General features: G+C 65.1%; 11 protein-coding genes. 3 read left to right on the forward strand and 8 right to left on the reverse strand.

Translation table 11 applies throughout. The features are described 5' to 3' along the window. Positions 1-8: 8 nt before the first annotated feature. Complete coding sequence (locus tag CSQ99_RS15345; RefSeq protein ID WP_099039900.1) at positions 9-443, reverse strand: hypothetical protein; 435 nt, start codon at positions 441-443, stop codon at positions 9-11. A 352-nt stretch (positions 444-795) separates the two neighbouring features. On the opposite strand from CSQ99_RS15345, the gene CSQ99_RS15350 reads away from it, so the two are divergent. Continuing rightward, a complete protein-coding gene (locus tag CSQ99_RS15350; protein ID WP_425437827.1) occupies positions 796-1,938 on the forward strand; it encodes a serine hydrolase domain-containing protein in 1,143 nt (380 codons plus the stop codon). 49 nt (positions 1,939-1,987) lie between these two features. Here CSQ99_RS15350 and CSQ99_RS15355 read toward each other — a convergent pair whose 3' ends face one another. The 7 genes from CSQ99_RS15355 to CSQ99_RS15385 form a co-directional block, all read right to left on the reverse strand. Beyond that, positions 1,988-2,911, reverse strand: a complete 924-nt coding sequence (locus CSQ99_RS15355) for a DUF4436 domain-containing protein (protein WP_099039902.1) — start codon at positions 2,909-2,911, stop codon at positions 1,988-1,990. A gap of 165 nt (positions 2,912-3,076) precedes the next feature. Next, on the reverse strand, positions 3,077-3,955 hold the full coding sequence (locus CSQ99_RS15360) for a DUF4344 domain-containing metallopeptidase (RefSeq protein ID WP_099039903.1): 879 nt from the start codon (positions 3,953-3,955) through the stop codon (positions 3,077-3,079). Between the two features lie 97 nt (positions 3,956-4,052). Next, positions 4,053-5,300 (reverse strand): hypothetical protein, encoded by a 1,248-nt coding sequence (locus CSQ99_RS15365; protein WP_099039904.1) that lies wholly within the window; start codon positions 5,298-5,300, stop codon positions 4,053-4,055. Positions 5,301-5,360: 60 nt separating this feature from the next. Then, positions 5,361-5,843: a hypothetical protein gene (locus CSQ99_RS15370; protein ID WP_099039905.1), complete on the reverse strand. Its 483-nt coding sequence runs from the start codon at positions 5,841-5,843 to the stop codon at positions 5,361-5,363. A 46-nt stretch (positions 5,844-5,889) separates the two neighbouring features. Next, positions 5,890-6,276, reverse strand: a complete 387-nt coding sequence (locus tag CSQ99_RS15375) for a DUF2237 family protein (protein ID WP_099039906.1) — start codon at positions 6,274-6,276, stop codon at positions 5,890-5,892. 105 nt (positions 6,277-6,381) lie between these two features. Continuing rightward, the gene (locus tag CSQ99_RS15380; protein WP_099039907.1) at positions 6,382-7,242 is read right to left on the reverse strand and encodes a type IV toxin-antitoxin system AbiEi family antitoxin domain-containing protein; all 861 of its coding nucleotides are present in this window, start codon (positions 7,240-7,242) and stop codon (positions 6,382-6,384) included. A 97-nt stretch (positions 7,243-7,339) separates the two neighbouring features. Continuing rightward, the gene (locus CSQ99_RS15385; protein ID WP_099039908.1) at positions 7,340-9,712 is read right to left on the reverse strand and encodes a lysylphosphatidylglycerol synthase transmembrane domain-containing protein; all 2,373 of its coding nucleotides are present in this window, start codon (positions 9,710-9,712) and stop codon (positions 7,340-7,342) included. Between the two features lie 151 nt (positions 9,713-9,863). On the opposite strand from CSQ99_RS15385, the gene CSQ99_RS15390 reads away from it, so the two are divergent. Together CSQ99_RS15390 and stpK7 are read left to right on the forward strand one after the other, a co-directional pair. Continuing rightward, complete coding sequence (locus tag CSQ99_RS15390) at positions 9,864-11,219, forward strand: cytochrome P450 (protein WP_099039909.1); 1,356 nt, start codon at positions 9,864-9,866, stop codon at positions 11,217-11,219. A gap of 294 nt (positions 11,220-11,513) precedes the next feature. Further along, the gene (gene stpK7 / locus CSQ99_RS15395; RefSeq protein WP_099039946.1) at positions 11,514-13,316 is read left to right on the forward strand and encodes a serine/threonine protein kinase StpK7; all 1,803 of its coding nucleotides are present in this window, start codon (positions 11,514-11,516) and stop codon (positions 13,314-13,316) included. The last annotated feature ends 21 nt before the right edge of the window (positions 13,317-13,337 follow it).

Raw genomic sequence — 13,337 nt, forward strand, 5'->3', positions numbered from 1 at the left:
GGGCAGAATCAGGCGACGCGGCGATCCGAGAGGGTGTGGCCAGGCGCGGCGGCGGTCGAGCGGCGGTAGCCACTGAGCAAGTTGAACTTGATCGCGAATGCCTGCGCGGCTCCGCTGGCACCGTACGTATACGGCCGCGAGCGATGGATGTCTTGGCCCGCGTTCTCGATGGTGAGGTGGACCTCGTCGTCAGTCACCTGGCCCGACGAGCTGGTGACGTCGACCTTGGCATGGAGCCCGTTAAGCGGGAGTCGTTGGGCATTGTGGCGGGACCCGACGATGAGTGCAGAGTCGGTCAACCGCAGGTCGTCCCAGGACATCAGGACGCCGTCTGCGTGATCCCGTCGGCGCTGAATGCGCTCGACGACGACCGCGATGGCCATGATTATCAGCAGCGGCGCAACGATCGCCATGATCAATGCCGGACTCAATTTCGGGTCCATCCCATTCCCCCCTCAAGTGGATCTCCCGGTCCAGATGAATTCAACCTTTCGGTGATATCCATCACACCATCCACCAGTGGCGGTGTTCCCCGAATCGGCAAACTTCAATCAGAAATCTGAAAAAAAGTTGGGAGATTCCTGCGAAGGCCGGATCCAGGCGCGGGGGTTCGGACCCAATGTGCCGCAACATGATTAACACGCGTCACATTGCTAACAACTGTCCCGCTGCTCACTTTGCGTGGAATGTGGCAGCGCATTCCACCCCGGGGTGGCCTACAGCGGATCGGCGCGCCCTCCGAACCGTTCTGCTGACACTCAATTCGGAGCCCAGGACTATATCCTCGGCGAAATGGTGACTAGTCGCGGTGCGGCAACGGTCAGAAGGTGGCCGACACTGCTCGCGGTTGTGCTGTTGGTCGGAGCGTGCGCTGACGGGCGCGATGCCGCACAAACACACCCACCACCAAGGCAAGAGACCACGGTGGGAGCCACCGGCGCGGCGGAGGTGGACCCCGATCTCGCCGCCCGCAGCCAAAGCGCGCTCGACGGCGCTATCAAGGCCGACGAGCCTGGATGCTCCGCCGCGGTCGGGTTCGAAGGAGACGTGGTGTGGGCGGGAGCTCGCGGCCTCGCCGATCTCACAACGGGCGCGGAAATCACGACAGACACCACCTTCGACATCGCTTCGGTGTCAAAACAATTCACCGCTGCCGCGATCCTGCTGCTGGCCCAGAACGGAAAACTGTCGCTCGACGACTCGCTGGCCACCTACGTGCCCGGGCTACCCGCGTGGGCCGAAACCGTGACTGTCGCACAGGTGATGAACCAAACCAGCGGCATCCCCGACTACATCGGCCTGCTGGAGGACGAGGGATACGAGTACAGCGATCGGACGACGCAGGAGCAGGCGTTGCAGGCATTGGCGAGTGCGCCGGAGTTGCAATTCGAGCCCGGTGAACGCTTCGACTATTCGAACTCCAACTACTTCTTGCTCGGCGAGATCGTGCAGCGGGTATCCGGACAACCGTTGCCCGCATTCCTGAGCGCCGAGATCTTCAAACCGCTTGATCTGGCGATGGTCATGGATTTCAGGGCGATTCCAGGCAGCGCCTTGCCGTATGAATATGACGAGGACACCCGCGAGTACAGCGTGGCGGTCACCGCCTGGGAACAGGTCGGCGACGGCGGCGTACAAACCACACCCAGTCAACTGGTCCGGTGGGCAGACAACTACCGCACCGGCAAGGTGGGCGGCCAAGATCTTCTCGAGGCACAACTCGCAGGAGCGGCGGACACCGGAGGCGATGGTGACCGCTACGGCGCTGGAATCTTCATCCTGTCCGACGGCAGTCTCGACCACGACGGTTCCTGGGCCGGCTTCGTCACCGCATTCCACGTCAGCGCGGACCGGACCACGGCCGTCGCCGTCAGCTGCAATACCGACACCCAGGACCCGGGGGCCATCGCCGAAGAACTCGAAGGCATCTGGATATAGCACCGAGGCGTACCGACATTCGGTACACCCCGGGACTACCTACTCGGGTCTAGTCGACCTGTTTCCACCACGAGATGACTGCCATCAGCATGGCCGTGACCAAGGCGACGAGAACCCACAACACGAGGCCTACGTCGATCCATGCCCCCGGCGGTGGTGCGCCCGGCAGGATATTTCGGAGTGGGACGACCGCGAACAGCATCGCGGCATACCACGTCAGGAATGGCATCTGGAACGCCTTGCGCCTCGTGATCACTTGCAGCGCAGTGGTGATCGCCAGCGTCGGCAAAGTAATCAGCACAATGCAGATACCGAGGTCGAATGCGAGCGGCCCGAGTGACCGTCGCATCGTCAGCTCGGTCGCGGCTTCCGTGCCGGAGTCATTGGGCCCCGGGGGGACGTCTTCGGCATAGATGTCCCAGCCCTGCAATGCCCCTTCGAGTTCCACGCGGGCGGGCATGAACTCCCGCTCGTCGCCAGTGCCGACGAGCAGGGTGGCACTGATCGGCTCGCTCGTATACGAATCGAACGGCCAGTTGTTCACGTCACCGTCGAGGTCGAGCGTCGTGGTCTTCTCGGCGGGGGACTCGCCCGCCGGAAAGCTCAAGTCGCCCAGCGTGTTCCACGGGAACAGGCGCACCGAGATGTCGGTGTTGAGCACCTCGAGACGTTCATCGATGAGGTCGGTCTGCGGGATGACGAGCACCTTGACATCGGCTTGGTAGTCCACGGTGCGCAACGCCTTCACCGTCACCAGGACCACCGTTTCGGATCCGTCGCCGACGTCGGCGGGACCCAACTCCGTGGACGAGCCGGACAGGTACCAATAGGCGAAGAGCGTCCCGGCGTAGGCCAACAGGACGACCAGGACGACGCCGATGATGGTTCCGACGCGTCGGCCCGATTTCGGCTCGGGGGCGCCGTGACGCGAATTTCCTTGGCGCTCTGGCGCCTGCGGATTCTGGGGTTGCACGGACGGAATGTTATGGGCGGGCGTCGGTTCTGTCAGTGCTTTAGCAATTGCCGTCGACGCGAATGTCAATAATCTTCGCCGTCGCGCCTGTAGACGGACTACCTGCGAGTTATCAAGATCACACCCAGGGGTCGGGCCGACCGGAAACGATGCCGACGCAACGGCTTACTTCCAGTGCGGCTCGAGCAACGTCGACCAGGCTTCGTCGAGCTGCTGCCACTCCGCCGGGCAGCCCGCCGCGCGGTCCTCGGGCAGCTGACCGTTGGCGACCATATCGCCGTTGGCGTCCGGATTCGACCCATAGATCCAGCAATCCATGTTGTACACACGCTGCAGGTTCAGTGAGTGTTCGTCGGCCATGTCTTCCGCGGTGAACTCGGTCTGTACTTCTGCGAGTGCGGCGAAGGCGCGCGCGAAGTCCTTTACGGACTGCACCGACTCCGGATCGACCGTGCCGTCCTCGCCGGGCGTCAGAAGTAAGTAGGCGGCGGCCTGATCGGCGACGTCCTCCTCGCGTCCGGTGACCGGCAGGTCATAGATGCTGATCGCCATGTGGCCGGTCTCGTGATAGAAGGTCGTGTACTCGGAGCCAAGCGCTGACTGGAGGGGATCGGCGTCACCCGCCTTTGTGAAAACGCCCATGGACCAGTCGGTGTCCTCGTAGCACATGGTGATGGCGTTATCGGCTTCGCTCCAATATGCGTTCGGCACACCGCATTGCGCCCCGCGCAGCGTGATGTCGTTGGGCAGCACGAGCGTCTGGTTGATGTCGTCGGCGAGGTCTTCGAGCATGCGATTGTCCTGCTGGATCTGGCGGCCGTTCAACGCTTCTGGGGTATCGGCGTCTTCGTAGGTGACGATCATCGTCCCGCCGGGGCCGTCGGCGGGAGCCTCTGGCGCACCGTTCTCCGCGTCGACTTTGCCCTTCACCGAGCTCTCCGCGGCCGCCGAAGTCTCAGGCGCCTCGGCCTCCTCCGCGGGGGTACTACTGCACCCGACCACGATCAACCCAGCTGCCAACACCGGCAGAATTCGAGTGCGCATGGCATTACCCCTTAGCTGTGACCCCTGAAATTGACACAGTCGCAGATTTTGAGCGCGAAGTAAATGGTGACCAGGCCATTTGGTGCCTGCCGGTGCGCTACTGCGAATCGGGGTAGGTGACCGCGTCGACGACGCCGCCGCCCTTGACGTCACCGCCGAGCAGGACCGTCGAGGTACCCAACGCCGGGTCGTAGCCGAGGAGCGACTCGCCGGTGCCGCACGACAGTGAGGCCTGCAGCTGGAGCTGACCGTCGGCGACGCCGAGCACTCGGACGCTGCGTTGGTCGTCGATGTCCGGTACGGACACCGGCGTGGTCGTTCCGTCGGCCTCGTTGAGCTTGGCGAGGTACACGAACCCGCACCCGCCCGCCGCCTGCACGAAGGTGCCTTCCGGCAGCCGCCAGGCGTTGAGGTCGGCGAGGTCTTGTCCCTGCGTGCCATCGTTCTTGAAAGTCAGCGGGGTCGGCGACCCACCGTCGAGGGGCACGAGCCACAGCCGCGAGTAGCTGAAATCCGTTCCGTTGCAACGCGCCAGCGCGACATCGGTGTCCCACCACCGCAGCGGAGAGCAGCTGGCGGCATCTGGAACCGGCAGCCCCGCGCCCGGCGTTCCGTCGTTGCCCATCAACGAAAGACCGGCGTCGGTGCCCAGCACCAGTCGAGTGCCGTCGGGCGTGGAGAGAAGCTCAGCGTTGAACTCGCCCCCGAGCTTGTCCACCGGGTACGTCAGCTGCTGCTTGCCGGTGAGGTCTACGCGTGTCAGCGATGCCCCGCTGTCGACGTCGTTGGACTTCAGCAGGAGCACCGCCTTGCCTTCGGGTTTCGAGTAACGGGGGGAGACGGAGAAGCCGTCTTTGACAGGGAACGAGGTCCGCTCGCCGCGGCGCAGATCGACCTCGATCACGGTCAAGTCGTCGCCGCGCCGAGTGAAAAGCGCCCGAGTCCCGTCGCCCGACCAGTCGACCAATGAGGGCAGCGAGCCATTCTCGCCGGGGGCTTCGAACGTCGTGATGGCGTATCGGCCGCCCTCGGGGTTGACGAGGTACAACGTCGTCGCCGCGTTGTAGGGCGTCGGCTCGCCAGGCTCGAACTCGTCGCCGGAATTCGAGGGTGTGGCTTCGTTCCACATCGCGAGCATCCAGCCGGGGCCCACCTCCGACCAGGGCACGTCCTGGATCGGCGCCTCATTGCTGTGAGCCACCATCTCTGCGGAGGGTGTTGCGGACTGGGTCGACGCCGGCGTGGGCGTGCCGCGGTGCGCGGCGGGTTCCGTTGACGACGAGCATCCGACCAGCACGACAGCTGTCGCCGCGAAGACCGCGGCTCGACTCAAGATCTCTGACATGGGCGTTCCTTTCCAGTGTGGAATGGTGCGCCGGACGCCTTGGAAGATTCTTGATGCCCGTCAGCGCGGGGTGAACTTGACCGCGATGATCTTCTCGCGGGCGAACGCCTCGGCGAACTCGTCTACGGTCGGGATCCGGTCGTCGCGGAACTTCAGCCCCATCATCGTCTGCGCCTTCTTGACGCCGTAGTTCTGGGCGCACCGGTGCGCGAGGTCAGCGACGACGGCCGGGTCCGAGATGAGCTCGCCGCGCATCTTCGCCGGCTTCCCGTCGTGGAGCACCTCGGCGTCGGCGCCACCGCTGAAGTTGTGCTTCCACCCCGCGGCCGCAATGGCGTACAGGGCACCGTCGATCTCATGGGCGCTGACCGGAATCGAGAACTGGCGGCCCGACTTTCGTCCCTTGAAGTTCAGCACCATCAGCTGACGGCGCAGCGGCCCCGCCAGCGGAGTGCCCAGCAGGAAGCGCAACATCGGATTGACGGCTTTCAGAAGCTTCTCCGGCGGATGCCCTGCGGCGACCGCGGGTACCTGATCTGTCATAGCGGACACGCTATGCCCGATCGATGACGTGCTGACGGGTATTGCGTTAAAGGTTGCCCAGGTCGTCGGGTACGTCGACGGCGTTCTCGCGCAGCGCTTCGATCGGCACTATTTCGAGGGTGCGCGCGTGGGTGCAGGCCAGCACAACGGGTGCCGCGCAGCCGTCCTGATATGCCCTCTGCCAGTTCACCGCGGTGACGCACCAGCGGTCGCCGGGCTCCAAACCGGGAAAACGGTACTGCGGCATCGGCGTCGACAGATCGTTGCCGATCGAGCGTTGATGCTCGAGGAACTCGGCGGTCACGACCGCGCAGATGGTGTGCCTGCCGATGTCCTGAGGTCCGGTCGAGCAGCAGCCGTCGCGGAAGAAGCCCGTCATCGGGTCGGTGCCACACGGCTCCAGCGGGCCGCCCAACACGTTGAGTTCAGCCATCGGCTCAGTATGGACCTCGTGTTTGCGAATGGTCCGACTGTCGGGAGACGCCGGACGTCTGCCTTCTGTAGTGATTTCGGTGCGCTAACGACCGCTCACCGAACGTCAGCGCACCGAGATCGCATGTCGAATCGTGGCGAGCACGCGCTGCGGATGCTCGGTCAAGTCCAGCCAGGTGAACCTCAAGATCTGCCAACCCGCCAGAGCGATGGCGTTCTGCCGCTTCCGGTCGATCTGAAACGCCTTCGCATCCGAGTGAAACGCCCAGCCGTCCGTCTCCACAGCGACCCGGGCCGCGAGAAATCCGACATCGACCTTGTAGCCCGCAACCGGGTAGTTCGTCCGCCAGCCAGTAATACCCGCTTCACGTAAGAGTTTCACGAGTAGACGCTCGGCGGCGGACCTAGCTCCGTCATCGGCGGCCTGCAGTAAGCGCCGGGCCGCGGGTGAGCCGTGTCGACCCTTGTTACGGAGATGCGCTCGCCACAGCTGTCGCAGATCAACATCACGTTGGAGAGCTCTATCCATCAGTTCGGCACCGCCAGGACGAATGATCGCTGTCTCGAGAATTGTTAGCACTCTGGCTGTTACACGTACCCCGCGAATGACAATTATGTCGGAGGGATCTAGATCGCGCCGGCGCAGTCGGGTTCCATCATGGCAACGTCCGTGCCCGGTACGCGGCATGGTCACGTCAACGACATCCGGAGCGAACAGCGTCAGTTTGTGCAAGCACGCGGCCGCAAGTCCGCTGGCAGTCGCGCGATCCCCGTAGCCCCATACGGCGGCGCGGATACGCGCTCGATCGCCGAACTCACGGTCGTCGACGAAATAAACCCCGCGGCCGCACCTCCGCCACTCGCCGGCCTGCACTCGGCGCTGGACGGACTGCAAGCTGAGTCCGACGCTGCGGGCCTGAGCGAGGGTAATGACTCCGTCTTGGTCACGAAGCATGTCGTTCAGCACAAACGAATGGACGCTTGTAAGCGTCGTTGGGTTCCACGACGTAGTGATTTCGGTGCGCTAACGACCGCTCACCGAACGCCAGCGCACCGAAATCGCATTAGATGCGGGAGTTCTGGGTCATCCACCGCATGACCTGCCAACCGACGAACACCGGCAACCAGGTCGTCAGCACGCGATAGAGCAGCACCGACGGAACGGCGACGGCCGCGGCCATCCCGAAAGCCGCGAGGCCACCGATCAGCGCGGCCTCCACAGCGCCGACGCCGCCGGGTGTCGGCGCCGCCGAAGCGAGGGTGCCACCGATCATCGTCACGACGGTGACGGTGATGAACGACGTGTCGCCGCCGAACGCCTCGATGGCCGCCCACAGTGCGAAGGCATTGCCGAGAGTGGTTGCCGCGCAACCGAGCACGATCACCGCCAGGCGCTGGGGTTCGCGGCCGAGTTCGATGAGGTGGCCGATCACCTCCTGCAGCCGCGGACGCACCGACGTCGCCAGCCATCGTCGCAGCCTGGGCACGAGCAGGAACGTGCCGATCAAACCCAGCAGCAGGCCGGCCACCAGGTACAGAACGTTGACGCTGGGAACGAACCGAGAAAGGTTGGCGGACACGCCTGCTGCGGTGCTGAAGAAGATCAGCAGCAAAATGTGGGTGATCACCTGGACCGACTGTTGCAGCGCGACTGCTGTGGTCGCGCGCATCGGGGTGAGACCGCCCTTTTGCAGATACCTTGCGCTGAGCGCCAAACCGCCCACTCCCGCCGGTGTCGTGGTGGCGGCGAACTTGTTGGCCACCTGCATGACGATCAGGCCCCAGAGCTTGACCACACCGTCGGCCGCGGCCCACAGCGCCGCCGCGGCGCCCAGATACGTCAGCATCGACGCCGCCAACCCGAGAAGCGCGAACCACCAGTTCGCGGTGCGCAATTCGGTGAGGAACGTCGGCACCGAGCTGATGAACGGATACGCGACATAGACCAGCGCGATCAGCAGCACGAGCTGGATCAACTGGCCGCGGGTGAACCGCGTGACGGTCTCGGTGCGGATCTCATCGACCCGCGTCTGGCTCTTCACCTCGTCGCGCGCGGCGGAGATGATCGCCTTCGGTTCCTGCACGGATTGCCGGATGCGTGACGGCACAGCCGCTTTCGTGAGCCGTCGCGAGGCGGACAGCACGGTGTCCTTGCCGAACACGTCGATGGCAGCCCGCACCGCTGACGGTGCGTCGTACAGATGGGTCGTCGTCACCAAGAGCTGCGCGATATCGGACCGCAGCTGCGCCTCCGTTGCGCCGTACTCCGCGCTTTCGAAGCCGCCGAACAACACGCCCTCGTCGACGGTGATCTCGCTGGCGCGCAGATCTCCGTGCGAGATCTGGCAGTCGTGAAGTTCGCGCAACGACTCCCAGACCCGGCTGACGGGAATGGCCGCCGTGCAGTCGCCGATCGGCGTTCCGCGCTCGGGGGTGTGGGCGTACAACGTCCAGCTGCGTTCGAGCGCGGCGACGGCGATCGTGGAGATGTTGGCGATCTTGAGTTGACCGATCGCGATGGCCATCAACGCCCGGTGTTCGACAGCGCGGCGCATGGATGCGTGCAGCGGCGCAGTCTCGCGGTCACGCAACCGCACCTTGCGCCACAGCTGCAGAAGCACGCCGCCGCCGCGTTGATGGGGTCCGTACATCTCCATCACGGCCGTCGTCTGCTGGTGCTCGCACACCGCCTGCAGGATCAGCGGCCCGGCCCCCGATGGCCGCACCACCTTGAGTTCGGACACGACGCATCCGCGACGGGCCATCGCGCGCACTGCCCCCTCCAGGGGCACGTCGAGCCCGGGGGTTCCGACGACGAGCACCACCAAGGCGCCGATGAACCAGCCGACGGCGAGGCCGAACAGGGAGCGCGCGGGAACCACGGCGCTGATGACGAGATGGATCGGCACGAACGCCAGCAGCAGCCCCCACCACCAGCGCCGCCACCGCGCGGGCAGCCAGGGCCCCGAGACGGTGAGCACCGCGGCCAGCATCGCGATCCAGCGCGGGTCGTCGACGAATTGGGAGGGCAGTGTGTCGAGCCGCTCCGAGAGGTCGAAGTGCCACTTCGGCGCCGCGATGCCTGCGTTGGTGATCGACAGCGCCAGACCGGCGATCGCCGCCGCGGCCGCGTACGCACCGAGCAGTTTCCACTGGCGGGCGACGACGAGGCTGACCAGGATGACGAACGGCAATGCCAGGATCGCGACGCCGTAGATCAGATAGACCAGGTTGGCCTGGGTAGGCGTCAGGACCGCGACGATCTCGGACACGGACCGCTCGAGGGCGACCCACTCGTTGCGGGTGATCAGCGAGCTGGTGATGACGACAGCCAGGAACACCGCGGACAGGGCCACTCGGACGATGTCGTTGGTGCGACGGGTCAACGGCTGCAGCAGGCTGCCCGTGACGGTGATATCCCGCCCGTCAACTCGCATGTATCAAGGATCTTTCCGATGCGGCGCGCGGATGCGCGACTCGCCGACACATTAGCCGCCGATCTCTTTTTACGTCGTTCCCATCCCGACCTGACCGGTACCCGCAAACTGAAGGTTGCCCGAGCTGACTCCCGCACGTAGCGTATTAGGCATGAGTCCAACAGCGCGGAATGGCCTGCCGGCCGGGCCCAAGTTGCCCGCGGTGCTGCAGCTGGTCCTGATGATGCGGTGGTGGCCGCAGTTCGTCGCGGCGTGCCGGCGTCGGCACGGCAAGATCTTCACGCTGCGCAACACCATGATGGGCGAGATGGTCTACCTGGCCGATCCGGATGCCATCAAGACGGTGTTCGCCGGTGACCCGCGGATTTTCCATGCGGGCGAAGCCAATTCGATGTTGGGCGGCCTGTTGGGCGACAGCTCGGTCCTGGTGATCGACGACGACGTCCATCGTGAGCGCCGCCGGTTGATGATGGCTCCTTTCCATCGCGACGCCGTCGCGCGCCAGGCCGAGTTGATGGCCGAGATCGCGGCGGAGAACATCGCGAGCTGGCCGGTCGGCGAATCGTTCCCGGTGGCACCGAAGACCTCGGAGATCACGCTGGAGGTGATACTGCGGACGGTGATCGGGGCCAGCGACCCGGCACGTCTGGCGGCGTTGCGTGACGTGATGCCGCGGCTGTTGAGAGTCGGCGCGTGGGAGTCGCTGGCCATCGCGAAGCCGAGCCTGCAGAGCCGTCTGCCGTGGCGTCGGCTCGCGCGCAACATGGAGGAATCCGACCGGCTGTTGTACGCCGAGATCGCCGAACGCCGCGCCGATCCGGACATCGCCGAGCGCACCGACGCTCTGGCGATGCTGGTCCAGGCGGGCGGCATGAGCGACAAGGAATTGCGCGATCAGCTGATTACCTTGCTGGTCGCCGGCCACGACACCACCGCCACCGGGTTGGCATGGGCGTTGGAGCGGTTGACCCGCCATCCGGCGATCCTGGCGAAGGCGGTCGCCGCGGCCGAAGCCGGTGATGCCGCCGGCGACGAGTACCTCGATGCGATCGCCAAGGAGACGCTGCGGATCCGCCCGGTCGTGCCGGATGTCGGTCGGATCCTGAAGGAACCCGTCGAGGTCGCGGGATATCGGCTACCGGCCGGGGTGATGGTCGTCCCCAGCATCACGTCGGTGCACGCCGATCCGAACGTCTACCCGGATCCGGACACATTCGATCCGGACCGGATGGTGGGCGCGACGCTGAGCCCGACGACGTGGTTCCCGTTCGGTGGCGGCAATCGGCGTTGTCTCGGTGCAGGTTTCGCGATGGTGGAGATGCGCATCGTGCTGCGCGAGATTCTTCGTCGCGTCGACCTCGCCACCACCGCCGAGGCTGGCGAGAAGACGCGGCTCAAGCACGTGATCATGACGCCGGCGCGCGGCGGGCGGGTCACCGTCCGCGCCGTCAAGCAGGTCGCATCGGTAGCAGCCGGCGCACCGGAGGTGCCGTCGGCCAGCCTGTGAGCGACAGGCGCTACCTCACGTTGCAGCCGCTGCCCATGTTGTGGCAGTGACCGTTGCCCTTGCACGTGCCGCAACTGCACCCGCACGAGATGTGCGACTGCGGTTTGGGCCGCGGTGCAGGCGGCGGGAAGATGTCGTCGCGGTTGGATTCTCGTGACATGTCGTTGCCTCGTTTCGGGTTCTCCGACACACTCGACGGTAGGCCTGACCGCGACACATTTAAGACTTTCTGGCAAACGTGATGTAGTTTCGATCGACACGCGACGCGGGGGGCCCGCTGCCGAGGAGTTGACGGTGGATGCGACACCATTCGGGCACTATCAGCTGCAGGAGCTGATAGGTCGAGGCGGAATGGGCGAGGTCTACCGGGCCTACGACACCAAAACCGACCGAATAGTCGCGCTCAAGGTGCTGCCGCCGAATATGGCGGCCGACGAGACGTTCCAGGCGCGTTTCCGTCGGGAATCGCAGGCGGCCGCCGGACTCAACGATCCACATGTGGTGCCGATCCACAGTTTCGGTGAGATCGACGGCCGGCTCTATCTGGATATGCGGCTGATCGAAGGCCGCAACCTCGGGACCATGCTCACCGAGACGAATGGAGCACTGGCTACGGAGTTCTCGGTCAAGGTGGCCGAGCAGGTCGCGACGGCGTTGGACGCCGCGCATGCCGCCGGGCTGATCCACCGCGACGTCAAACCGTCCAACATCCTGATCACCAACCGCGACTTCGTGTATCTGATCGACTTCGGCCTGGCGCGCAGTGCCGGGGAAGTGGGGCTGACGACGGCGGGCAGCACGCTGGGCACGATGGCGTACATGGCGCCCGAGCGGTTCGAGGGCAAGCCGGTTGACGCGACGTCGGATATCTACGCGCTGGCGTGCGTGCTCTACGAATGCCTCACCGGTGACCGGCCCTATCCGGCGAAGAGTCTCGAGCAGCAGATCGCCGGGCACATGACCCAGCCGATACCGCGCCCGTCGGCGATAGATCCGAAGTTGGCGGCGTTCGACGCGGTCATCGCCAAGGGCATGGCCAAGTCGCCGGGGAAGCGGTATCAGACGGCCGCCGAATTGGCCGCTGCCGCACGCCGTGCGTTGAATGCGCCGGTGCGAATGGCAGGCAGCGGGCGGCATTCGGCGCGACGGTCGGCCCCGACCGGTCGGCGTGTGTCCGGGCGCCTGATCGTCGTTGCCGTCGCGGTGGCTTTGGTGGTGGTCGCCGGGGGCCTCGGGGTCTGGCAGTGGCGGGGCGGGTCCGGCGGCGCCGAACCCGCGAGAGTGGCGGAGACTTCGTCGACGATGACTCCGGAGCCGCGGCCGGGCGCGGTGGCGGCGATCGCAGCCACGGTGCCAGAAGACATCAGGTCGACGGGTCGGCTGATCATCGGGGTGAATGTGCCCTATGCCCCAAACGAATTCAAGGATGCCAGCGGGACGATCGTCGGCTTCGACGTCGACCTGATGAATGCAATCACCCGAACGCTGGGTCTGGTGCCCGAGTATCGGGAGACGGCATTCGAGGCGATCATTCCCTCGGTGCGCGGCGGCGACTTCAACGTCGGGATGTCGTCGTTCACCGACACCAAGGAGCGTGAGGAGTCGGCCGACTTCGTCACCTACTTCGAGGCGGGCACGCTGTGGGCGCAACGACCAGGCGCGGGAGTGGATCCGAACAGTGCGTGCGGGTTGTCCGTCGGTGTCGCATACCCGTCTTTGCAAGAGGCCGAAGAGATTCCGGCCAAGAGCGACGCGTGCGTCGCTGCCGGGCAGCCACCGATCGACAAGAAGGTGTTCGTCAGCCAGGACGATCTGACCGCGGCGCTGATCAACGGAGAAGTCGAGGCAATGTCGGCGGATTCACCGGTGACGTTGTTCGCGATCAAGACGTCGGGCGGCGAGCTGGAAACGGCGGGCGAGGTGTTCGACTCGGCACCCTACGGGTGGCCCGTGCCCAAGGGTTCAGGGCTGGCGCAATCGCTGCTGAAGGCACTCGAACACCTGATTCAGACCGGCGAGTACAAGACCATCGCGACCATGTGGGGTGTCGAGAAGGGCATGATTCTCACCCCGACGATCAACGGCGCGGCGAAGTGATCCGCACCCTCTGAAAATCTG

Origin of the sequence: Mycobacterium neglectum (assembly GCF_002591975.1) — a bacterium.
Lineage (GTDB): Bacteria > Actinomycetota > Actinomycetes > Mycobacteriales > Mycobacteriaceae > Mycobacterium > Mycobacterium neglectum.

Coding starts and splice junctions, on each gene's coding strand:
- CSQ99_RS15345 (WP_099039900.1), bottom strand. CDS start 443: ATGGACCCGAAATTGAGTCCGGCATTGATCATGGCGATCGTTGCGCCG.
- CSQ99_RS15360 (WP_099039903.1), bottom strand. CDS start 3,955: ATGCGCACTCGAATTCTGCCGGTGTTGGCAGCTGGGTTGATCGTGGTC.
- CSQ99_RS15365 (WP_099039904.1), bottom strand. CDS start 5,300: ATGTCAGAGATCTTGAGTCGAGCCGCGGTCTTCGCGGCGACAGCTGTC.
- CSQ99_RS15370 (WP_099039905.1), bottom strand. CDS start 5,843: ATGACAGATCAGGTACCCGCGGTCGCCGCAGGGCATCCGCCGGAGAAG.
- CSQ99_RS15375 (WP_099039906.1), bottom strand. CDS start 6,276: ATGGCTGAACTCAACGTGTTGGGCGGCCCGCTGGAGCCGTGTGGCACC.
- CSQ99_RS15385 (WP_099039908.1), bottom strand. CDS start 9,712: ATGCGAGTTGACGGGCGGGATATCACCGTCACGGGCAGCCTGCTGCAG.
- CSQ99_RS15390 (WP_099039909.1), top strand. CDS start 9,864: ATGAGTCCAACAGCGCGGAATGGCCTGCCGGCCGGGCCCAAGTTGCCC.